Source organism: Kineococcus sp. DHX-1 (assembly GCF_042473625.1).
Classification (GTDB): Bacteria; Actinomycetota; Actinomycetes; order Actinomycetales; family Kineococcaceae; genus Kineococcus.
On record NZ_CP170445.1, the window covers coordinates 708,199 to 730,050 of the forward strand.

The 21,852-nt window shown below is 72.2% G+C and carries 20 protein-coding genes; 11 read left to right on the top strand and 9 right to left on the bottom strand.

What is annotated here, in order from left to right; genetic code table 11:
* The first annotated feature begins 4 nt into the window (after window positions 1-4).
* Entirely contained in the window at window positions 5-1,015 is a 1,011-nt protein-coding gene (locus ACFEMC_RS03490) for an SDR family NAD(P)-dependent oxidoreductase (protein WP_380173653.1), read from the top strand.
* 9 nt (window positions 1,016-1,024) lie between these two features.
* Here ACFEMC_RS03490 and ACFEMC_RS03495 read toward each other — a convergent pair whose 3' ends face one another.
* Together ACFEMC_RS03495 and ACFEMC_RS03500 are read right to left on the bottom strand one after the other, a co-directional pair.
* Window positions 1,025-1,300, bottom strand: coding sequence for a hypothetical protein (locus ACFEMC_RS03495; RefSeq protein WP_380176572.1), 276 nt, complete (start codon window positions 1,298-1,300; stop codon window positions 1,025-1,027).
* Window positions 1,301-1,403: 103 nt separating this feature from the next.
* The gene (locus tag ACFEMC_RS03500; protein ID WP_380173655.1) at window positions 1,404-2,282 is read right to left on the bottom strand and encodes a phytanoyl-CoA dioxygenase family protein; all 879 of its coding nucleotides are present in this window, start codon (window positions 2,280-2,282) and stop codon (window positions 1,404-1,406) included.
* A gap of 72 nt (window positions 2,283-2,354) precedes the next feature.
* Here ACFEMC_RS03500 and ACFEMC_RS03505 point away from each other — a divergent pair, with 72 nt between their 5' ends.
* Complete coding sequence (locus ACFEMC_RS03505; RefSeq protein WP_380173657.1) at window positions 2,355-3,122, top strand: helix-turn-helix domain-containing protein; 768 nt, start codon at window positions 2,355-2,357, stop codon at window positions 3,120-3,122.
* A 3-nt stretch (window positions 3,123-3,125) separates the two neighbouring features.
* Here ACFEMC_RS03505 and ACFEMC_RS03510 read toward each other — a convergent pair whose 3' ends face one another.
* Window positions 3,126-4,283, bottom strand: coding sequence for a serine hydrolase domain-containing protein (locus tag ACFEMC_RS03510; protein ID WP_380173659.1), 1,158 nt, complete (start codon window positions 4,281-4,283; stop codon window positions 3,126-3,128).
* A gap of 33 nt (window positions 4,284-4,316) precedes the next feature.
* Window positions 4,317-5,810 (bottom strand): APC family permease, encoded by a 1,494-nt coding sequence (locus ACFEMC_RS03515; protein ID WP_380173661.1) that lies wholly within the window; start codon window positions 5,808-5,810, stop codon window positions 4,317-4,319.
* A 173-nt stretch (window positions 5,811-5,983) separates the two neighbouring features.
* On the opposite strand from ACFEMC_RS03515, the gene ACFEMC_RS03520 reads away from it, so the two are divergent.
* The 7 genes from ACFEMC_RS03520 (at window position 5,984) to speB (ending at window position 14,239) form a co-directional block, all read left to right on the top strand.
* A complete protein-coding gene (locus tag ACFEMC_RS03520) occupies window positions 5,984-6,448 on the top strand; it encodes a DUF3237 domain-containing protein (RefSeq protein WP_380173663.1) in 465 nt (154 codons plus the stop codon).
* Window positions 6,449-6,520: 72 nt separating this feature from the next.
* Entirely contained in the window at window positions 6,521-7,303 is a 783-nt protein-coding gene (locus tag ACFEMC_RS03525) for an SDR family NAD(P)-dependent oxidoreductase (RefSeq protein ID WP_380173665.1), read from the top strand.
* Window positions 7,300-10,065 (top strand): aminotransferase class III-fold pyridoxal phosphate-dependent enzyme, encoded by a 2,766-nt coding sequence (locus ACFEMC_RS03530; RefSeq protein WP_380173667.1) that lies wholly within the window; start codon window positions 7,300-7,302, stop codon window positions 10,063-10,065. Before ACFEMC_RS03525 ends, ACFEMC_RS03530 begins: the two co-directional genes overlap by 4 nt.
* Window positions 10,056-11,510: a purine-cytosine permease family protein gene (locus ACFEMC_RS03535; protein ID WP_380173669.1), complete on the top strand. Its 1,455-nt coding sequence runs from the start codon at window positions 10,056-10,058 to the stop codon at window positions 11,508-11,510. Before ACFEMC_RS03530 ends, ACFEMC_RS03535 begins: the two co-directional genes overlap by 10 nt.
* Window positions 11,507-12,577, top strand: a complete 1,071-nt coding sequence (locus ACFEMC_RS03540; protein ID WP_380173671.1) for a histone deacetylase family protein — start codon at window positions 11,507-11,509, stop codon at window positions 12,575-12,577. The genes ACFEMC_RS03535 and ACFEMC_RS03540 overlap by 4 nt, the downstream gene beginning before the upstream one ends.
* An 11-nt stretch (window positions 12,578-12,588) precedes the next feature.
* Complete coding sequence (locus ACFEMC_RS03545; RefSeq protein WP_380173673.1) at window positions 12,589-13,233, top strand: TetR/AcrR family transcriptional regulator; 645 nt, start codon at window positions 12,589-12,591, stop codon at window positions 13,231-13,233.
* Between the two features lie 19 nt (window positions 13,234-13,252).
* Window positions 13,253-14,239, top strand: coding sequence for an agmatinase (gene speB, locus ACFEMC_RS03550; RefSeq protein WP_380173675.1), 987 nt, complete (start codon window positions 13,253-13,255; stop codon window positions 14,237-14,239).
* 39 nt (window positions 14,240-14,278) lie between these two features.
* On the opposite strand, the gene ACFEMC_RS03555 is transcribed toward speB, so the two are convergent.
* From ACFEMC_RS03555 to ACFEMC_RS03565, 3 genes are all read right to left on the bottom strand, one after another.
* Window positions 14,279-14,671, bottom strand: coding sequence for a hypothetical protein (locus ACFEMC_RS03555; protein ID WP_380173677.1), 393 nt, complete (start codon window positions 14,669-14,671; stop codon window positions 14,279-14,281).
* On the bottom strand, window positions 14,668-15,459 hold the full coding sequence (locus ACFEMC_RS03560) for an N-acyl homoserine lactonase family protein (protein WP_380173679.1): 792 nt from the start codon (window positions 15,457-15,459) through the stop codon (window positions 14,668-14,670). The genes ACFEMC_RS03555 and ACFEMC_RS03560 overlap by 4 nt, the downstream gene beginning before the upstream one ends.
* A 199-nt stretch (window positions 15,460-15,658) precedes the next feature.
* Complete coding sequence (locus ACFEMC_RS03565) at window positions 15,659-16,255, bottom strand: TetR/AcrR family transcriptional regulator (RefSeq protein ID WP_380173681.1); 597 nt, start codon at window positions 16,253-16,255, stop codon at window positions 15,659-15,661.
* Window positions 16,256-16,349: 94 nt separating this feature from the next.
* On the opposite strand from ACFEMC_RS03565, the gene ACFEMC_RS03570 reads away from it, so the two are divergent.
* Window positions 16,350-17,783: an APC family permease gene (locus ACFEMC_RS03570; protein ID WP_380173683.1), complete on the top strand. Its 1,434-nt coding sequence runs from the start codon at window positions 16,350-16,352 to the stop codon at window positions 17,781-17,783.
* A 75-nt stretch (window positions 17,784-17,858) separates the two neighbouring features.
* Here the strand turns inward: ACFEMC_RS03570 and ACFEMC_RS03575 are convergent, their stop codons facing one another.
* Window positions 17,859-19,385 carry a catalase gene (locus ACFEMC_RS03575; RefSeq protein WP_380176574.1) on the bottom strand — a complete coding sequence of 509 codons (1,527 nt, stop codon included), beginning with the start codon at window positions 19,383-19,385 and terminating at the stop codon, window positions 17,859-17,861.
* 22 nt (window positions 19,386-19,407) lie between these two features.
* Window positions 19,408-21,201: a heparinase II/III family protein gene (locus ACFEMC_RS03580; protein ID WP_380173685.1), complete on the bottom strand. Its 1,794-nt coding sequence runs from the start codon at window positions 21,199-21,201 to the stop codon at window positions 19,408-19,410.
* A gap of 41 nt (window positions 21,202-21,242) precedes the next feature.
* Between ACFEMC_RS03580 and ACFEMC_RS03585 the strand changes: the two genes are divergently transcribed.
* Complete coding sequence (locus ACFEMC_RS03585) at window positions 21,243-21,833, top strand: TetR/AcrR family transcriptional regulator (RefSeq protein WP_380173687.1); 591 nt, start codon at window positions 21,243-21,245, stop codon at window positions 21,831-21,833.
* Window positions 21,834-21,852: the final 19 nt, after the last annotated feature.

Consider the following 21,852-nt stretch of genomic DNA (forward strand, 5'->3'; position numbering starts at 1 on the left):
TGCCATGACGAGCACTCAGCAGTCACGGATCACCAGCCCCTTCGGGAGCCGCAGCACCGCCCTCGAGATGGTGGACGGTGTCGACCTGTCGGGCCGGACAGCCGTCGTCACCGGCGGCGCCTCCGGCATCGGCGTCGAGACGGCCCGCGCCCTGGCCCACTCCGGGGCTCAGGTGGTGCTCGCCGTCCGCGACACCGCCGCGGGGGAGCGCACCGCCGCAGACATCGCCGCCACGGCCCGGGCGGCGGGCTCGCCCGCGCCGGCTCCGCGCGTCGAACCCCTGGACCTCGCCGACCTCACCTCGGTGGACGCGTTCACCGCCCGCTGGGGTGACGCGCCCCTGCACCTGCTCGTGGCCAACGCCGGGGTGATGGACACGCCGCGTGCGACCACCGCGCAGGGGTGGGAGCTGCAGTTCGGCACGAACCACCTGGGCCACTTCGCCCTCACCACCGGCCTGCGCGCCGCGCTGGTGGCAGGGGCGGCCGAGGTGGGCGAGGCCCGCGTGGTCGTCGTGTCCTCCAGCGGCCACGCTGCCTCGCCGGTCGTGTTCGACGACCTCATGTTCGAGCGGCGTGCCTACGACCCGGGGTCGGCCTACGGGCAGTCGAAGACGGCGAACTCCCTGTTCGCCGTGGAACTGACCCGTCGTTGGTCGGCCGACGGCGTCACGGCCAACGCCCTCATGCCCGGTGGCATCTGGACCCCGTTGCAACGCCACTGGTCGGACGAACAGCGCGCCGCCGCCGAGGCGCAGTCGCAGCAGGCCGAGGCGAGCGGCGCCTTCCACATGAAGACCCCCGAACAGGGGGCGGCGACATCGGTGTTCCTCGACACCTCACCCCTGGTCGCCGGCGTCGGCGGGCGCTACTTCGAGGACTGCACCGAGGCCCGGGTCGTCGACCACCTCGACGGGATCCACGGGGTCCTGCCCCACGCCCTCGACCCTCAGGACGCCCGGCGACTCTGGGACGTCAGCGAGGAACTCCTCTCCGCCGTGAGGACGGCGGGCTGACCCCGCCGATCACGCCCCGCCGACGTCCACCAGCCGCTCGAAGAGGAACTCGTACGGCAGGTACGCGGTGTCGTACTCGTGCCCTTCGGCGTGCGACAGGAGCTGCGACATCTGCAGCAGCCGCCACCCGTCGAGGAGGGCGTCGAGGCCGGTGGCGTAGGGGGGTTCGTCGCTGTCGCCCATGGTGGGGCGGGAGCGACCGGTGCCGTCGTAGCGCGTCCAGCCGATGACGGCGGAGTCGAGGGCGGAGGTCCCCAGGTAGAGCACCATGACCTGCTGGCGCACGGTCGGGGTGGTGGACGGGACGGCGAAGGACTGCTCGACGCGGCCGAGCGGGGTGGTCGTGGTCACGCTGTTCTCCTCGAACGAGTGGGGATGGGCGACGGACTCAGCGACCCCAGCCGTCGGCGGCGAGGCTCGAGCCCAACCGCACGTCGGTGGCACCGGGGGCGATGAACTGCGGTCGCAGCGTCTCGCGGGTCAGGTAGTAGTCGATGTCGAAGTTCTCGTCGCCGGTCAGCGTCCGCCACAGCTTGGCGCGGTTCACGAGTTCGAGCCGACCCTCGTTGGCGTTGGTCCAGCCGAACTGCTGCGTCAGCTCGCGGCGCACGCCGTCGCTGTCGATGTCGTCGGTGTTCCACAACCGCAGCTGCCGCACGGCGGGGTTGAAGCGGATCTTGAACATGTAGCGGGGGACGTCGGAGTCGTTGCGGCGGCCGCCGTGCCAGATCCCGTGGTGCAGGAGGACGACGGTCCCGGCGGGACACGTGAGGCGGGTCTGGCCGGCGAGGTTCTGGTAGCGGCCGATCCCGGTCTGGTTGATCCGGCGCAGGTGCGTCCCCGGGACGCTGAGGGTTCCGCCCTGCTCGAGCGTCACCTCGCGGGGGTAGTACATGAGCTGCGCGTCGAACGCGTCGCGGCGGGTGTCCAGGATCGCGTCGCCGTGCATGTTCTGCGCCTCGCCACCGCGCGGGGGACGCACGTGCACGGCGTGGTGGTCGACGTTCGGGGAGGGCCCGACGAGGCTCTGGATCGCGCCGGCCACGACGGGCAGGTCGATGAGCTCGCGGACGAACGTGCCCTCCGGGAACGCGACGTCCAGCGGCGTCCCGTACGGCACGGGGTCGATGCCGGCGTCGAGGACGTCGATCGCCCGGCGGTTCAGCTCGTCGGGCACGACGCCCTCGAAGGCGATCGCGCCGTGGGCGACGAAGTGCGCCATCTCCACCGACGTCATGAGGTGCTTGCGGTCCACCTGAGCGGTCATGCGGTCGACGCTAGGCGCGGCCGGAGGGGCTCGTCGTGGCGGCCAGCCGACGTCTGCTGGTAGGAAAGCGGCATGCTCGGCGTCGACCTGACCGGACCGCCGCAGGTCGTGGCGCAGGGGCGGAGCGTCCACGGGCGCGACCGCGCGGTGGACCAGTTCGAGCTGCCCGACCTGTGGTCGCTGCACTTGTACGAGTACACCGCCGACCTCGAGGTGGACGGCACGACCCACCCCATCACCCCGGGCAGCCTGTCGCTGGTGCGACCGGCGACCCCCGTCCGGTACCGCTACCGCGGCCCGTCGCAGCACCTCTACGCGCACGTCCGCGCCCCGGTGCTGGACGCGACGGGCCCGCGGGCGCTCGTCGTGACGGCCGGCCCGAACCTGCCGGTGTTCACCGACCTCATGGCCTCGGCCGTCGCGAGCGCGGCGGCGTTCCCCGAACGCACCCGCGCGGACGTCTGGATGGTGCTGCTGCGCCTGCGCGACGCCGTCCGGCCGCAGCCGGGAACTCCGGGCCTGGCGGAGAACTACGTCGCCGAGACGATGTCGTACGTCGAGGCGCACCTGGCGGACGTGGTCACGGTCCCGGAGATCGCCCGGACGGTCGGGGTCTCGCCCGACCACCTCACGCGCGTGTTCTCCCGCACCACGGGTCAGACGATCGCGGGGTACGTGCGCCGCCGGCGGATCGAGCACGCCGTGCACCTGCTGACGCGGACGACGATGTCCGTCAGCGCGGTCGCCGCCACGGTGGGCATCCCCGACCTGCAGGCCTTCAACAAGACCTGCCGGGCCGTGACGGGACGCTCGCCGCGGCGGCTGCGCGAGGAGGGTTGAACCTCAGTCGAAGCTGCGGGCGATCGCGCGCAGCAGTTCCAGCGACTGGCCCTCGCGGTGGGCGCTCTCGGCGTCCGCGGTGCCGTACTTGCGGTTCGCCGACAGCTTCACGACGGTGACGGCGTTCGCCGGGTCGACGTAGACGTACTGGTTGTAGACGCCGGCGGCCATCCACTCCTCGCGCTCGCCCGGCGGCAGCCACCACTGGTAGCCGTAGCCCTCGGGCGTGATCCCGCCCCCGACGACGACCCGGCCCGCTTCCAGGTGCGGCAGGGACGAGGTGACGGCGGCGCGGATCCAGTCGGAAGGGACGACCTGCACCCCGTCGACCTGCCCGCCGTTGCGGTACAACTCGCCGAGACGGGCGAAGTCGCGGGCGACGAGGTTCAGGCCCGCGAACCCCATCTCGACGCCGCTCGGGTCGACGACCCAGGCGCCCTCGTGCTGGAACCCCAGTGGTTCGCAGAGCTTCTCCTGCATGTAGTCGGCGAGGTGCCGGCCGGTCGCGTGCCGGATGAGTGCCGCTAGAGCCTGGGTGTCGCAGGAGTTGTACCGGCACAGGACGTCCGGTTCGCGTTCCTTGGCCAGGGTGGCGACGAGGGTGTCCAGGTTCCCTCCCTGCCCGGAGGTGGCGCGGGCCAGCCGCAGCGCGTCGGCCTCGGGGTCGCTGTAGTCCTCGTTCCACACCGCGCCCGAGGACATCTGCAGCACGCTGCGGATCGGGACGCCGTCGTAGGCGGAACCGGGGTCGACGGGGACGTAGTCGCTGATCGGCTGCTCGATGTCGCGGATGAGGCCCTCCTGCACCGCGATACCCACGAGGGTCGCGACGAAGCTCTTGGCCACCGACATCGACAACCACGGGACGTCCGGGCCGCCGGTCCGGAAGTACCGCTCGTGGACGACGCGGCCGTCGTGCAGGACGAGCACGGCGGAGGTTTCGGTGTCGTCGAGGAACTCCTCGACGCTGTGCTCGGAACCGTCGAAGGAGAAGGTCGTGGGCAGGTCGATCCGCGCACCCTCGGGCCACGGTCGGGGGTGAGCGGAGGGGGCCATCGCCCGGGTGCCGACGACCTCGGCCATGCGGCCGAAGTGGTCGATCTGCGGGGCGCCGCTGAAGAGGTTGAGGTCGGCCAGGACGCCGGGGTGCTGCGGGGACACGGGTGCTTCCGATCTGCTCGAGGGGGTGGGTGGTCAGCTGGTCGGGACAGTACCGGGCGCTCCGGAACCGGCTGTTTCCTCGTCCCGGCCCTCGCCGATGCGGGCGTAGACGTCCGGTCGGGTGCGCTTGAGGCGCAGGGCGTAGAGCAGCCCGAGGGCGATCGTCGCGGGCACGATGCCCGCGAGGACGACGTTCGTGACCGTCGTCGAGCCCGTGATCAGTTCGATGTTGTCGAGCGCGATCCACAGGGCGAAGGCCAGCATGACGCTGGCGACGATCCCGGCGACGACGGTGGAAGGGGAACTGGCGGACGGGTTGCGCCGCACGAAGTACACCAGCGAGGCGATGGAGACGAGGAGCATGAGCGTGGAGATCCCGATCGCGCCGGGGGTGTTCACCCACAGCAGGAGCTGGGTGTAGGGGTCGGCGCCGGCGACCGCGAAGGCGATGACGACCACGAGGGCGAGCACCGACTGCACCTGGCCGGCCCGGTAGGGGGAGCGGAACCGCGGGTGGGCGGCGGCGAAGAACCCCGGCAGCACGCCGTCCTCGGCGAGGGCGAACGCGTAGCGGTTGATCGTGTTGTGGAACGCGAGCTGAGCGGCGTACACGCTGGTGACGATGAGGACCGACATGATCGTCGCGGCCCAGGGTCCGACGTACTGGGTGATGGCGGTGAAGAACAGCGCCGGCGGGTTCTCCCTCGCCACGTCCTGCACCTGGGCGGAACCGAAGGCCTGGACGACGGCCCAGACGATGAAGGCGTACGTCAGCGCCATGCCGGTGATGGCGATGTAGGTGGCCCGGGGAATGGTGCGTTCGGGGTCGCGGGCCTCGCGGCGGTAGATCGCGGTGGACTCGAACCCGGTGTACGCGGCGAAGGCGAAGGCCATGGCGGCGCCCATCCCCGGCTGGAAGACGGCGGAGGGGGTGAACGAGGTGGCGTCGAGGTGGCCGGTCCCGCCCTTGGCCAGGACCGAGAACGCCAGCAGCAGCAGGATCGCGGTCTCGGCCACGAGCAGGACGCCGAGGACCTTGGCACCGACGTCGATGCCGGCCCAGCCCACGAGGTACACGAGGCCGATGGCGACCACAGCGATGAGCCACCACGGCACGTCGACCCCGAACAGCGTCACCAGCGTCGACTTGGCCTGGACGGCGAAGAGGCCGTACACCCCGACCTGCAGCGTGTTGTACGACATCAGGGCCAGCAGGGCGGCGGCCAGGCCCCAGGTGCGGCCCAGGCCCTTGGTCACGTAGGCGTAGAACGCGCCGACGGCGCCGACGTGCTTGGTCATGCGGGTGAAGACCACGGCGAAGACCGTGAGGGCGACCCCGCCGACGAGGTAGGCGACCGGCGCGCCGACGCCTCCGATCGCGATGGCCAGCGGGGATATCCCCGCGAGGACCGTCAGGGGCCCGGCGGCGGCCACGACCATGAACACGATGCTGCCGGTGCCGAGGACGCCGTGCTTCAGGTGCGTGGCGTCGCCCGGCGGCACGGCGGGGGAGGGGGGCGTGGACACGGGGGCGTTCCTCTCGTCGGACGGTCGGCGGTGACTCCAGGAGGTTGCTGGTCTCGGACGGCCGTACGAGTGCAGCACGTCGGGACGCGCCCGCACAAGACTTCCGTCCCCACCAATCCGTCAGGTTTACTGACACCACTCTGCGTCACCACCGACGCCCCTGGAGGGGTTCCATGTCCACGCCGCCGCCACCGTCCCTGCGCTTCGCCTTCGAGGCCCGTGTCGCGTGCGATCCGCCGCTGCGCATCGGGCGGGGGGAGCGCGAAGAGGTCTGGTTCACTCCGATCACCGGTGGCACCGTCGAGGGGCCACGCCTGCGGGGCAAGGTCCTCCCGCACGGCGGCGACTGGTCCGTCTCGCGGGCCAACGGCACCGAACTGGACGCCAGGTACCTGCTCCAGGCCGACGACGGCGCCGTCATCGACATCCGCAACCGCGGGTTCTGGGTCTCCACCCCCGAGGTCGAGGCCCGCGCCGACGCCGGCGAGCCCGTCGAGGAGACCGAGTTCTACTACCGGACGTCGGCGCAGTTCCAGACCGACGCCCCGCAGCACGAGTGGCTGACCCGGACCGTCGTCGTCGGCCTGGCCCGTCCCGAACCGGGGTTCGTCTGCATCCGGTTCCACGAGCTCGCCTGACCCCCTTGCGCATCTCGTGGGCTGCGTCCCATGCTGTGAACCCGTACGAACGTACGACTCATGGGAGCGGACATGACCACGATGCACTCCGAGCGGCCGGTCGCTCTCGTCACGGGCACGGGTAGCCCCACCGGGATCGGGTTCGCGTGCGCCCGACTCCTCGCCCGCGACTTCGCGGTCGTGGTGGCCGCCACGACCGCCCGGATCCACGAGCGCGTGGCCGAGCTGCGGCGCGAGGGGGCGACGGCCGAGGGGTTCGTGGGTGACCTCACCGATCCCGACACCGCGCAGGCGCTCGTGCAGACGGCGGTCGACGCCTTCGGCCGCCTGGACGTCCTCGTGAACAACGCCGGAATGGTCTCCGTGTCGGGGGCGGAGGAACCCTCCGCGTTGGAGTCCACGACCCTGGAGGACTGGCGGGCGGGGATCTCCCGCAACCTCGACACCACCTTCCTCGTCACCCGCGCCGCCCTGCCCCACCTCCCCGCGCAGACGGGTCGGATCGTCACGGTGTCGTCGGTGTCCGGCCCCGTCATGGCCTACCCGGGGGACGCGGCCTACCACGCCGCCAAGGCCGCCACCGTCGGCCTGACCCGATCGCTGGCCATCGACCTGGCGGACCGCGGCATCACCTGCAACGCCGTCGCCCCGGGCTGGATCGAGACGAGCTCCTCGTCGGAGAAGGAGGTCGAGATGGGGCGGGCCACGCCCATGCGGCGTCCGGGACGCCCGGAGGAGGTGGCCTCGCTCGTGGCGTTCCTCGCGTCCCCGGGGGCGTCGTACCTCACCGGTCAGGTGCTCGTGGTCGACGGCGGGAACTCCATCGCCGAGGAGCGCGGGGGCGGTCCGCGGTGACCGCGTCCCTCAGCGTGGACGACGCCGCCGCGCTCGTCCGCTCGACCTGGGGTCTGGACGCCCACGTGCTCGAGCGCGGCAGTTCCGAGGCGCAGGTCTTCGACGTCCGCGCGATTGACGGCACGCGCACGGCCCTGAAGGTGCTGCGCGCCGGCGAGGACCGCGACTTCCTGCGACTGCAGTCCGAGGTCGCCGAGCACGTGGCCTCCGCCTGCCCGGACCTGCGCACCCCCCGCGAGCTCGGCGGCACGACGGGAGGGACGTCCCTGCCCGACGGCCGGACGGCGGTGCTCTCGACCTGGGTCCCCGGGCGGGTGCTGGGGGAGGTGAGCCACCTCGGCCCGCACGTGATCCGCAGCCTGGGACGGGTGGCGGGTCGGGTGAGCGCGGCCCTCGCCGGGTTCACGCCCACCGGGGGAGCCGCCACGGCGGTGCACCGGGTGTCCGACTGGGACCCGCAGCACGCGCGGGAGACCCTGCGCCGGGTGGAGGCCGATCTCCCGGCGGTGCAGCGGGCCCTGGTCGTCCGCGCCCTGACCGTCCTGGACGCGTCGTTCCCCGTGGCGGACGCGTTGCCCCGGCAGCTGGCCCACACCGACATCACCGACTGGAACGTCCTCGGGTCCCGTCGGGCCGCGGACGGTTCCGTCACCATCGACGGCGTCATCGACTTCGGCGACCTCGTCCACACCTGGCGCCTCAGCGAGGTCGCCGCGCCGGCGCACGCGGCGGCGTCCCGGCAGCTCGCCGACCCCCTCGGCGCGGTCGGCGACGTCGTGCGGGGTTTCACCTCCGTCGTCCCGCTGACCGCCGCCGAGATCCATCACCTCTGGACCGTCGTACTGGCGCGGGCCGCTCTCTGCGTCGCCCTCGAAGCAGCGGAGGCGCTGCACGCCGACGACAACCGCTACCTCACGGACCTCGTCGCGACCGACGGCGCGGCGCTCGGCGCGCTGCTCCAGGTCGACGCTCGGGTCGCCGCAGCCGTCCTGCGCGATGCCGCCGGTCACGCCGCCGTGCCCGCTCCGGCCGTGGACGGGGTTCCGGTCCTCGCCGACACCTCCGGTCTGGAGGTGTTGCGCCGTTGGGGCGACCCGGTCGACCTCCCGGGCGAGGAGGACCGGGTGGTGGACCCGGTCGGCACGGCGCTGTCGACGGAGGTCGCCGTCCCCGAACGCACCCCCGTCCTCTCGCCGGTCGCGGGCACCGTGGGCGCGGTCGAGGACGACGAGGTGCAGATCCTGACCGCCACCTCGGTGTTCACCCTGGGCGGTGTGCGACCCAGGCTCCCGGCGGGTCGGACCGTCGCCGCGGGGGACGTCGTGGGCGTCGTGCGGGAGGACCGGCTGCGCGTCCACGTCGGCTCCGCGGTGGGGTTGCCGCAGACCTGCCGGGCGCGCGACCTCCCGGCACTCGCGGCCCTGTGCCCGGACCCCGCGGAACTGCTGGGTCTTCCTGCGCGCGGGAACCGGACCGCACCGGGGACGTCACGCGGCCGGTACGTCGCGGCGGCACAGGAGCTCTACTACGACCAGCCGGCCACGATCGTGCGCGGGCGGGGGCAGTGGTTGTGGGACGACTCGGGCCGACGGTTGCTGGACGTGGTCAACAACGTCGCCGCGGTGGGGCACGCGCACCCGCGCGTGACCGCGGCTGCCGTCGACCAGTTCCAGCGGCACAACACGAACTCGCGGTTCCTCTACGACGCGATGGACGAGTACGCCGAACTCCTCGCGACCGTGCTGCCCGAGGAACTCCGGTGCCTGTTCTTCGTGAACTCCGGCAGCGAGGCCGTCGACCTGGCGTTGCAGCTCGCGCGGGCGCACACGGGGCGACGCCCCGTCGTGGCCCTGGAGAACGCGTACCACGGCTGGACCACCGGGACGTGGGAACTGGCGACGATGCCGGGGGACCGGCCGGACTGGCGGAGCACCCTGTCCCCGGACGTGTGGATCGCGGAGGCGCCCGACGCCTTCCACGGCGCGCACGGTGACGACCTCCCCGCCTACCTGGCCTCGCTCACCGACCAGCTGACCGACCTCGCCGCGCGCGGTGGCCCGGCGGCCTTCGTCTGCGAACCGCTGCTCGGGTCCCAGGGGGGCGTCGAGCCGGTCCCCGGCTACCTCCGGTCGGCCTACGAGATGGTCCGCGCCGCCGGCGCCGTGACCATCGCCGACGAGATCCAGGTGGGTTTCGCGCGCACCGGGGCGACGTTCTGGGCGTTCGAGGCCGAGGGCATCGTCCCGGACGTCCTCGTGGCGGCCAAGGCCGTCGGCAACGGGCACCCGCTGGGGTTCGTGGCGTGCCGGCCCGAGATCGCCGAGTCGTTCGCCGCGCAGCGGTCCTTCTTCTCCTCCCCCGGGGGCGGGCCGGTCTCCTGCCGCATCGGGACCGCGGTCCTGCGCGCCGTGATCGACGAGGGCCTGCAGCAGAACGCCCACACCGTCGGTGCCCGCCTGTCCGAGCGCCTCGGTGAGCTGGCGCGGACGTCACCGGTGGTGGGTGCCGTCCACGGACGCGGCCTCTACCGGGGCGTCGAACTCGTCTCCGGGGACGGGTCGCGCAACCCCATGGCCCCCGGTGCGGCCCGCAGCATCGCGGAGCGGATGCGGGAACTCGGGGTCATCACCCAGCCCACGGGCATCGACGGCAACGTCCTGAAGTTCAAACCCCCGCTGTGCATCGAGGAGGTGGACGCCGACTTCTTCGCCGACCAACTCGAACGCGCCCTCGCCGAACACCAGGAGATCCCATGTCGATGACGACCAGCGACTCCGCCGGTCCCGACGTCGAAGCGCACCACGTCGACCCCGTCCCGGAGACCGACCGGCGTGGGCGGGCCCGCGACCTGTTCGCGGTGTGGTTCTCCGCCAACCTCAACGTCGGGAACTGCATCTTCGGGTTCGTCATCGCCCTCACGTGCCCGAACATCTGGTACGCCGCGCTCGCGGTGGTCCTCGGCAACGTGCTCGGCACGGTCCTCATGGCCCTGCACTCGGTGCAGGGGGCACGCCTCGGGATCCCCCAGCTCATCCAGAGCCGTGGGCAGTTCGGGTACTACGGAGCCCTCGTCCCCGTCGCCGCGGCAATGCTCATGTACGCCGGGTTCACCGTGTCCGTCACGGTGGCCGGGGGGCAGTCCATCGCCGCGGCCACCGACGGCGGTTTCGGCATCCGGCCGGCGATGCTGCTCATCGCCGCGGTCAGCTTCGTCATCGCGCTCGTGGGGTACAACGCCATCCACCACGTGTCGAAGTGGGCGACCGTCCCCCTGACGATCGCGCTGCTCGTCATCGGCGTCGCCGCCGTCGTGCACCCGCACACCCCGGCCCCGGCCGGACCGGTCACGCTGGCGGGTTTCCTCACCGCCACCGGCGTGGCCACGTCGTTCGCGCTCACCTACGCGCCGTTCGTGTCGGACTACTCCCGCTACCTGCCCTCGCGGACGTCCGGGCGCGCCGTGTTCGGGTGGACGGCGGCCGGGGTGTTCCTGTCAGCCACGGCCGTCTGCCTGCTCGGTGCCTTCATCTCGTTGAAGTTCGGTGCGGCGGACATCTTCCTCGGGGCCCGCGCAGCGATGGGCGGGGGCGGCGCCGCCGAGGTCGTCCTCCTCGTGTCCGCCGTCGGGCTCGTCCTGACCAACGTCCTCAACGTGTACGGCGGGATGCTCAACCTCATCACCGGCCTGTCCACCTTCGTCCGGGTGAGCACCGGCTTCCGGACGCGGCTGCTGACGCTGCTGCCCACGTTCGTCCTCGGCACGACGCTGGCGATGTTCGCCTCGGGCGACTTCAGTGCGAACCTCTCGGCGTTCATCTCCCTCCTGCTCCTGCTGCTCATCCCGTGGGGCGCGGTGAACCTGGTCGACTTCTACCTCGTCCAGCACGGCACCTACGACGTCAGCGCCATGTACGCGCGGAAGGGTCCCTACTGGGAGAACCGTCGCACCTGGACCGTCCGCGGGGTCAGCTGGAAGGTGATGGCCTCCTACGTCATCGGCGTCGCTGCCGGCTTCCCCTTCGCCGCGAACTCCTGGTTCACCGGGCCGCTGGCCGAGCGCCTGGGCGGCGGGGACGTCTCCTGGATCCCCGGCCTGCTGGTCACCACGGCGGTCTACGTCGCCCTCGTCTCCCTGTCCCGTGGTCAGGCCGTCGGTGGCCCCGCCACCCACGAGCACACCGCCCCCCGTGAAGGAGCCACCCCGTGACCACCGTCCCCGTCGTCCTCGCCCCTGACCACGAGGGGCACCACCCGGACGTCGAGGTCCAGTGCGGCCGCCCCATCCCCGCCTTCGACACCCCGGCCCGCATGGAGTCCGTCCTGGCGGCGCTGCGCGGGACGGCGTGGGCCCGGCAGGTGGAACCGACCCCACGCGGGGACGTCGACGCCGCCATGGCCCGCGTCCACGACACCGACCTCCTGGACTTCCTGCGCCGTGCGTGGGACGAGGCACCGCGTGAGACCGACGACGGCGGTCTGCTGTTCGCCGACACCTTCTGGCACCAGGGGCTGCAGACGCCGGCCGCGGTCCGCCCGGTGGACGTGACCGAGGGTGGTGCGATGGGCCGCTACTGCTTCGACACCATCACCGGGGTGGGGCCCGGGACGTGGCGCGCAGCCCGCGGGTCGGTGCTGACCGCGCTCACGGCTGCCGACGCGGTGCTGGCGGGCGACCGGCTCGCCGTGGGCCTGTGCCGGCCCCCGGGCCACCACGTCACCCGGTCGGTGTTCGGCGGCGGCTGCTACCTCAACAACGCGGCCATCACCGCGCAGTCGCTGCGCGACCGGGGTGTGGCCACGGTGCTCGTCGTCGACGTCGACTTCCACCACGGCAACGGAACGCAGGCCCTCTTCCACGACCGGGCCGACGTCGTCTACACGTCGCTGCACGGGGACCCACGGCGGTCCTACCCCTACTTCACGGGACACGCGGAGGAACGCGGCAGCGGAGACGGCTCCGGGGCCACCATCAACGTCCCACTGCCCCCGGGCGTGGAGGGCGCGCAGTACCTCGACCTCCTGCAGGACGCCCTGCAGCGGTCCGCGGCCCACGCCCCGGAGGCGGTCGTCGTCTCGCTGGGGTTCGACACCTTCCGTGGCGACGTCTCGGGCGACGCGCTCCTCGACACCCCCGACTACGCGCGGATCGGGGAGGCCGTCGCCGGCCTCGGACTGCCCCTCGTCGTCCTGCTCGAGGGCGGCTACAGCGTCCCGGCCCTGGGGGAGAACCTCGTCGCCTGGTTGGATGGCGCGCGGGGAGTGCACGAGCGGTGAGGGGGCGCAGCGTGGTCGCGGTCGGAGACCTGCCGGACGGGCTGGAGGACATGCCGCCGAGCCGCAAGGGCGTGCAGCGCAAGACGGAGATCGTCGACGCAGCCCTCCGGGTCATCGGCCGGGACGGCATCCAGGGCGTCTCGATGCGCGTCGTGGCGGCCGAGGCCTCCGTCCCGCTGGGCACCACGACGTACTACTTCAAGGACAAGGACGCGCTCATCGCGGCGGCGTTCTCCTGGCACACCCAGCGCGAGACCGCGCGGGTGGTCGCGGCCATCGCCACGCTGGGCGGCGACCTCACTGCGGCGCAGGTGGCGGGCCGGCTGGCGGACTTCGTCATCGCGGGCCTGACCGAGCACCGCTGGCAACTCCTCACGGAGTACGAGTTCCTCAACGCCGCCGCCCGGCGCGACGACCTGCAGCGCGCGTCCGCAGCCTGGCTGCAGAGCCTGCAGGCGCACCTGGAGGCGACCGTGACGGCGCTCGGGTCGTCGAGCCCGCGCACGGACGCGCGCCTGGTCCTGTCGGTCCTCGCCGGGCTCGAGGTGGACCACCTCGGGGCCCCGTTGCAACCGGCCGCGCGTCGGGCCATCCGGGCCACGCTGGAACGCCTCTTCGCGGGGCTGGACCTGCTGTGGTCCGCCCCCACCCCCTGACCACGAGAGGGCACACACCGTGCACGAGAACGACCACGTCCCGAGCGCGCTGGCGCACCCCCGGCGCGCTCCCGGCCTGCCCGTCGACGCGACCGCGGTCCCGCGGTACGCGGGGGAGGGCACCTTCGCCCGGCTGCCGCGCTTCGCCGACCTGCCCGGCGCCGACACCCTCGTGTGGGGGGTGCCGTTCGACTCCGGCGTCAGCTACCGCCCCGGCGCCCGTTTCGGCCCGGGGCACGTCCGCCAGTCCTCGCGCCTGCTGCGCCCCTACAACCCGGCCCTGGACGCGAGCCCCTTCGAACGCCGGACGGTCGCCGACGCAGGGGACGTCGGCGTCAACCCGTTCGACCTGCAGGAGGCGATCGACACCGTCCACGCCGCGGCGCGGGAACTCAGCGGCACGGGCCGGACCCTGCTGACGATCGGCGGTGACCACACCATCGCGCTGCCGCTCCTGCGGAACCTGCACGCGATGCACGGGCCGATCGCGGTGCTGCACTTCGACGCGCACCTCGACACCTGGGACACCTACTTCGGTGCCCCGTACACGCACGGAACCCCCTTCCGCCGCGCCGCGGAGGAGGGGCTGGTCGACTTCGAGCACTCCGCCCACGTCGGCATCCGCGGGCCGCTGTACTCCTCCCTCGACCTGCAGGAGTCCGCCTCGCTCGGGTTCACCGCCGTGAACGCGCGGGACTTCGTGCGCCGGCCTCTGGACGACATCATCAGCGAGGTCCGCACCCGGCTGGGGGAACGACCGGTCTACGTCTCTCTCGACATCGACGTGCTGGACCCGGCGTTCGCGCCGGGGACGGGAACTCCGGAGGCGGGCGGTCTCACGAGCGCCCAGCTGCTCGAGGTCCTGCGGGGCCTGGACGGGCTGGACGTCGTGGGCGCGGACGTCGTGGAGGTGTCCCCGGCCTACGACCACGCCGAGATCACCGGCATCGCCGCTGCGCACGTCCTGTACGAACTCCTCAGCGTCCTCCCGCGTCCTCGTCGCTGAGCGGACGTGCCGGGTCGACGCAGCGGTCGGACGGGGCTCTCAACCGAGGAGCGCGCCGTCCGCAGTGGTCGATCCGAGGTCGATGTTGGTCCCCGAGTTCTGGAGCAGGCTCACCCACACTTCGACCTTGACGTCCCCGAACCGGCCGTTCCAGTCGCTGACCACCCGATCGCACAGGGCCGGGAACAGGGGCTGCAGGTGGTGGTCGCTGGTGACGAAGGTGAGAACGACGTCAGGTGCCACTGCGGCCTCCAACGCCGACCGGTTGAACGAGATCGTGGTGCACCGGTTCAGCTCCACGATGATGTCGTTCTCGGGGATCCCGAGGACGTCCCTGGTGGCCGCGAACAGCATGTCCAGGACGGCGTCCGCGTCTTCGGTCAGGCGGGACTGGGCGTCCTCGCTCTTGGGGAGGACGTTGACGTACGTCATCGTGCAGTTCCGTTCCGGGGGAGAGGCGGGACGTCCAGGGGTGGCCACGTCTCCGGGCAGTGGCCGGCGACGAGGCGGGCGTCCCCCTCCCGGGTCAGCCGGGTGAGCCGGTCGTGCGACGAGCGCACCAGCGGTGCGTCCTGCTCGCGGGCCCAGGTGCCGACGACCCGGTCGAGGTCGATCCCGGCCTGCAGGTCGATGGCGTCCATGGCGAACAGCCACGTGCGTTCCGCAGTGGTCACCCGGTAGGACATGTGGCCCGGGGTGTGGCCGGGGGTGGAGACGGCGTCGACGCCAGGAGCGATGACGGCGTCACCGTCGAGGAGGCGCCAGCGGATGGCCGGATCGTCGTAGTCCTCGCGGAGGTACGCGTCCTCCCGACCGGCACCGTTCATCGCGAACTCCAACTCGTTGCGCTGGATGCAGACCTCGACACCGGCTGCGGCCAGGTGGCGCAGACCCCCCGAGTGGTCGAAGTGCAGGTGCGACACAGCAGCGACGGCGATGTCCGACGGCTCCAGCCCGTGGTCCGCGAGGGCGTCGACGAGTGGATCGCCGTCGGTCAGGAACTCGGGCAGCCCGGCGGGGGCGTAGAGGTCCCTGTCGGGGTTCTCGCCGCGGAACCGCCGAGCGTCCGTCCCCGTGTCGAGCAGTACCCAGCCCATCGACGTCAGGACGAGGATCGCGCACACGGGCTCGCGCAGGATGCGGTCGCTGCCGCCCTCCAGCGACACCGATTCGGGCATCTGGTCCCATGCCAGGGTCAGGCAGATGAGGCCCTCGGCCACCTGGTCCGAGCGAACTGCTCGGGACGCTTCTGTTCTCATCGTGGGGTCCTCTCGCAACGAGCGCCGCGACGACGAGGAGTCGTCAGCGGGGCGGAACGTGCGGGGACGACGACACCGTCCCGGCTTCTCCCGCACGTGCACTCAGTCAAACACGTTCGTCACGACGCCGACAACAGTTCCCCCGCGAGCGGCGTTGCTGTCAGGCGGTGGGGCAGCCCAGTTGCGCTGCAACGGCGACCATCGCCCGCCGAGCCTCCTCGTGCGTCGTCACGCGGTCGGCGACGATGTGGATGCCGTAGCCGTCCTCGAGAGCGACGAAGGTCCGGGCCACGAGCTCCGCTCCCAGGGCCGGGGAGAACACGCCCTCGTCCACCCCGGCGGTGACGATGCCCTGGTACGTCGCACACTGACGGCGGTTCAGCTCCCGCATCAGTTCTTCGTGCAGCACCGAGTTCCCGGCGAGGACGTCGAGTTCGAGGAGCAGCCGCATCAGGGCGTCGTCCGGGCCGGAGGGGAGGCCGGCGCGGATCGCGATCCCGAGCCTGGCGCGGGGATCGGGTTCGGCGGCGACGAGCGCATCGCGCTCGTCGCAGAACCGGGTGACACCCGCCGCGTGCGCTTCGACGAGGAGCGAGTCGAGGTCGTCGTAGTAGTAGAGGACGGCGCCGCGCGTCAGCCCTGCCTTCTTCGCGACGTCGCTCAGCGACAGCGAGCGCAGGCCGCGTTCGAGACCGGCCGCGTAGGTCGCCTCGATGAGGGCGCTCCGTCGCGCCGCCTGGTCACGGTGACGGGCCATGGGTTGACAGTACACACGCGCTGTGCGAATCTCCCCCAGATTCTTTGACGCAGACGTCAAAGAATGACGAGGTCTTCGAGAAGAGGGTCCGCAGATGTCGCAAGCACCGGTCAGCCCCATCGGCGACGAGACGCGGCCGGCTCCGGAGGGCCTCGAGCGGTCCCTCGGCGTCGGCGGCAACGTGCTGCTGACGCTGTCGTCCATCTCGCCGGCGGCGAGCGTCTTCATCCTCGGTGGTGCAGCTCTGGCCACCTACGGAACGGGCGTGTTCTGGGGATTCCTCGTCGGCGGGGTCATCAGCCTCCTGGTGGCCCTGTGTTACGCGGAACTGGGGTCTCGCCACCCGATCGCCGGCGGTGACTACGCGCTCGTCAGTCGGACGCTGGGTCCGGCGTCCGGGAGCGCCGTCTTCTTCCTGGGGCTGATCTCCCTGCCGATGTCGCAAGCGGTCTTCGCCCTCGGTGTCGCCGACTACCTGGGCGTCACGATCGCCGGGATGGATCCCGTCGTGACCGCGCTCGTCGTGACGGTCATCGCCACCGTCGTGTCCTGCTTGACGATCCGCACCAACGCGTGGGTGACCGGTACGTTCCTGTTCGTCGAGGTCGCCGCTCTGGTGTTGCTGACCACGCTCGGCGTGGCCCACGTCGAGCGTCCCCTCACCGACCTCCTGGATCCGCAGGCGATCGGCGACGGCGGATCCCTCGCCCCGGTCGGCATCGCCGGCCTCGTCCTGGTGGTGACGCAGGGGGTGTTCGCACAGTTCGGTTTCGGGGGAGCGGTGTACTTCGCGGAGGAGACCAGGGATCCGCGACGGAACATCCCCCGTGCGGTGCTCTGGTCGGCGGTCGTCACCGTCGTCCTCGAGGTGGTCCCGCTCACCTCCGTCATGCTCGGCGCGGACTCCATCGAGGGCCTCGTCGGCTCCGACCTGCCCGTGCAGGCGTTCCTCGAACAGCGCGCCGGTCACGCCCTGTCCGTCTTCGTCCTCCTGTCGATGGCCCTCGCCATCCTCAACGCGAACATCGCGCTCAGCCTGCAGGCGGGGCGGCTGCTGTACGTCGCCGCCCGCGACGGCGCGTTGCCACCGCTGCTCGCGCTGCCGCTGTCCCGCGTGTCCGGGGCGGCACACATGCCGCGCGTGGCGACCGTCGTCATGGGGGTCATCTCGGGCATCTGCTGCCTGTTGCCGATGACCGTGCTCGCCAACGCCACCGGGTCGCTCGTCGTCACCGGTTTCGCGTTCATCGCCGTCGCGGCCGTCGTCGTGCGTCGCCGACCGGGGGCAGGGGAAGCGGGACTGTTCCGGATGCCCCTGTGGCCGGTGCCAGCGCTCGTGGCGCTCCTGGTCATCGTCGCGGTCGTGGGGATCGGCGTCTTCGACCCCTCCCAGTGGGTCAGCCTCGGCGTCGCGGCGGGGATCGTGGTCGCCGGGTACGTCTACCACACGGTGTACCTGCGGTCCCGGAACGGGACGCAGTTCCTCATGGTCGAGGTGGGCGACGAGAGGACCGGAGGCACCGCCTGATCGACGGCTGCGTTCCAGCCCCCGCGGTGGCCGCGGGGGCTGGACGCCGTCGGAGACGGGACACCGTCCCCAGGGTCAGGCCTTGTGCTGCGCCGAACGGCGGGCGGAGTTGCCCTGCTCCTCGGCCTTGGGGTCCGTCAGGTCCTGCTTGGCCGACACGCCCTCGCGGATCCGCCGGCCGATCTCGCCGTCGACGTTGTCCCAGTAGGCGAAGGCCCGCGTGAGCACGGCGTCGCTGACGCCGTTCAGCAGGTGGCCCACGACGTTGTCGACGAATCGACCACGGGCCGCGTCGTCCATCACGTCGTTGAGGAGCGACCGGGCCTGTCCCCAGTCGTCGTCCTGCGCGTGCTGCTCGTAGGCGGCCCGCACGGGTTCACCGCCCGCGTCCCAGCGCCCGGTGTGCCCGGCGCGCTGGGGGTCGGCTGCGGGTCCGCCGTAGGAGTTCGGAGCGTAGACCGGGTCGCCGGGGTTGCTGTACCGCATGGCCCCGTCCTTGGCGTAGCTGTTGACGGGGGACTTCGCGTGGTTCACCGGCAGCTGGGCGTAGTTCGCGCCGATGCGGTAGCGGTGCGCGTCGGCGTAGCTGAACATGCGGCCGAGCAGCATCTTGTCCGGGCTGACGCCGATGCCCGGGACCATGTTCGACGGCTCGAAGGCGGCCTGCTCGATCTCGGCGAAGTAGTTCTCGGGGTTCCGGTTCAGCGTGAGCTTGCCGACCTCGTGCAGCGGGTAGTCGCTGTGCGGCCACACCTTCGTCACGTCGAAGGGGTTGAACCGGTAGCCGGCGGCGTCCTCGTCCGGCATGAGCTGGACCGACAGCGTCCACGAGGGGAACTCCCCGTCGCGGATGTGCTCGCTCAGGTCGCGGATGTGGTAGTCCGTGTCGATCGAGGCCATCTGGTCGGCCTCGTCCTGCGTGAAGAACTCGGCGCCCTGGTCGGTCGTGAAGTGGTACTTGACCCAGGTGCGCTTCCCCTCGGCGTCGATCCACTGGAACGTGTGCGAGCCGTAGCCGTTCATGTGCCGCCAGGTGCGCGGGATGCCGCGGTCACCCATGAGCCACGTCACCTGGTGCGCGGACTCGGGGGAGAGCGTCCAGAAGTCCCACTGCATGTCGTGGTCGCGGAGGTGGGTGTCGGCGCGGCGCTTCTGGCTGCGGATGAAGTCCTGGAACTTCAGCGGGTCCTTGACGAAGAAGACCGGGGTGTTGTTGCCGACGAGGTCGTAGTTCCCCTCGGACGTGTAGAACTTCAGGGAGAACCCGCGCGGGTCGCGCCAGGTGTCCGGGGTCCCGGACTCGCCGGCCACGGTGGAGAAGCGCGCGAGCACGGGCGTCGTGGTGCCCGGCTGGAACAGCGCGGCGCGGGTGTGCGTGGAGACGTCGCCCGTCACGCGGAACTCGCCGAAGGCGCCGCCGCCCTTGGCGTGCACGACGCGCTCCGGGACGCGTTCGCGGTTGAACTGGGCCATCTTCTCGATGAGGTACGCGTCGTGGAGCAGGATCCCGCCGCCGGGACCCTGGGTCAGGGAGTGCTCGTCGCTCGCGACGGGGATGCCCGCGTCGTTCGTCGTCGGCGCGCCGGGTGCGGTGGTTTCCATCTGCTCGGTCACGCCCTCAGCATCAGCGCGTGCTCGACCCTCCGCATCCGGGAGCGGACGCCCTGCAGGTGACGTCCAGCGCACCGTCAGGCGCGGCGGACAGCTCCAGCCGCAGCCGCGTCAGCCGGTCTCCCCAGACTCCGCGCAGCATGTCGTCGTCCAGTTCCCGCACGTCGAGGCCGGCCCCGACCACCGACGACGGGTCCCAGCACAGCTCGAGCGCACCCGCCCCGTCGAGCGCCTCGACGACCGCGCGACCCGTGGTCAGCTGGACCGCACCGGCGAGGACGAGGTGCACGGCGGAGGCCGCTCCGGCGTCGGCGCCGCTCCACCGGTCGCTCAGCAGCACCTCGTCCCGGCGTCGGTCGAGCCGCACCGTGCGCCGCCACGAGCGCACCCCGCTGCCCGGGTAGGCGTCCTGCAGGTCCATCGCGACCTCGTCGACGTCCTCCTCGAGACGGAGCGCGAACTCGCGCGCGCTGCTGCTGCGCCCGGGCGCCTGGTCGACCCCGCCCAGCTGCGGCACGGAGTGCCAGGCGCTGCCCATCGTCCAGATCCCGTACCGGCCGGACCCGAACGTCGCCGCGGTGTAGGTGGGCCGGCCGGGATCGACCACCACGGGAACCCCGCGCAGGGCGACGACGACGGACCCGACGTCGCAGTGGTTGTGGTGCTCGTCGTCGTGACCGCCCTTGACCCCGACGCTCAGGGAGTCCGACCGCGCCACGAGGACCTGCAGCGAGGACAGCACCGACCGGCGGGGCTGCACGGGCGCGGCGGCCCGGTCGCGCGCGGCCCACCACTCGTCGTCGGCCAGTTCGCGCACGACCCGCCCGAGCCCGACACGGACGTCGACCCGGGGACGCCCCGCCCGTTCCTGTTCCGCGGCGAGGAACGCCGCGTGGGCCTGCGCCTCGACGTTGCCGACCGCGCGGGCCGCGGCGTTCAGGGCGTGCCAGGGCAGGTCGTCGGCGGCGCGGGCGCGGGAGTCGGCGAAGGACGCGTGCCACGTCCCGCCGAGGTGCAGGGCGGAGGCGAAACCCGTCGTCGCCCGCAGCCGCGGTTCCAGCGTCCAGTCCTGGACCAGGTCGAGCGCCTCGATCGCGCGGCACGCGCCGTTGAACCAGTAGTCGAACCCCTCGTCGGTCGCGCCGTCCGCGGGGAGCGCCGCGACGTAGCGGTCGATCCCCTCCACGGCGAGCGCGACCAGCCCGGCGCGTTCGGCCCCGTCCGTCAGGGCGAGGGCGGCGGTCAGGACGTTGCCGTGGATCCACGGGTTCCAGTTGTGGACGTCGCCCTCGAGACCCAGCCAGTGCCAGTCCCGCCGCTGCCGGAACGGGTCCAGGACGCGCACGCGCACCTCGTGCCGCAGCCGGGCGCGCAGCCCGGGCCAGCGTTCGTCGAGACGGCCCCCGAGGAGGTGGTCGGTCCAGGCGAGCTGGCCGGCGACCTCCCCGGCGCCGAGGTCGAGGACGGGACGCGCGGGATCGGGGACGAGCGTCTCGTCGTGCGCTGGCCAGCACCAGCTCGACTGCTCGCACCGCAGCAGGACCGCGTCGGCCACGGTGTCGAGGAGGACGGGGTCGGCCGGGTCGGCGAGGGCGGCCAGCGCGGCTCGGGAGGTGCGGTGGGTGAGGGCGGCGACCAGCGCCTCGTGCCCGGTGCGGTCGCCGTCGCGGCGCACCCGCGCCCAGGTGCTCGCGGTGGTCTGCGGCCACGGCAGGTCCCGGTCCGCGCGGGCCGCCGCGAGCACGGCCTCGACCTCGCTCGCAGGGACGTGGCCGGGGGGCAGGGCGCTGCCGGAGCGGGGAAGCACGCGTCCACCCTGGCAGACCCGCTGCTAGCGTTCCCGGCGTCATGCCCCGTCTCGTCGACCACGCCGCGCGCCGCCGCGAGATCATCCACGTGACCTGGCGCCTCGTGGCCCGGCACGGGCTGGACTCGGTGACGATGCGGGACATCGCCGCCGAGGCCGGGTACGCCAACGGCGCGCTCAACCGGTACTTCGCCGGCAAGGACGAACTCCTGCAGGCCTCGTTCGAGTACGTGTTCGCGCAGACGAACGACCGGGTGGCGGCGGCGATCGGGGACCGGCGCGGACTGGAGGCGCTGCGGGCGTTCTGCCTCGAGGTGCTGCCGCTGGACGAGACGCGGGTGCTGGAGGCGCGGATCGTCGTCTCGTTCTGGGGGCGTACCGTCGCCGACGACCGGTTCGCGGGCGTCAACGCGGTGGCGTTGCGCGAGTGGCGGACGCAGGTCGTGGGCTGGCTGCAGGAGGCGCGCCGCGCGGGGGACGTCCCCGCGGCGGTCGACGCGGACCTGGCCGCAGCCCACCTGCTGGCCTTCCTCATGGGGGCCCAGACGTTCGTGGTCGCCGAGGAACCCCTGCTGACGCCTCACCAGCAGCGCGCCGCGCTGGACGCCCACCTCGCCCAGATCTCCCGCTGACCGGGTCTTCCCAGGACGG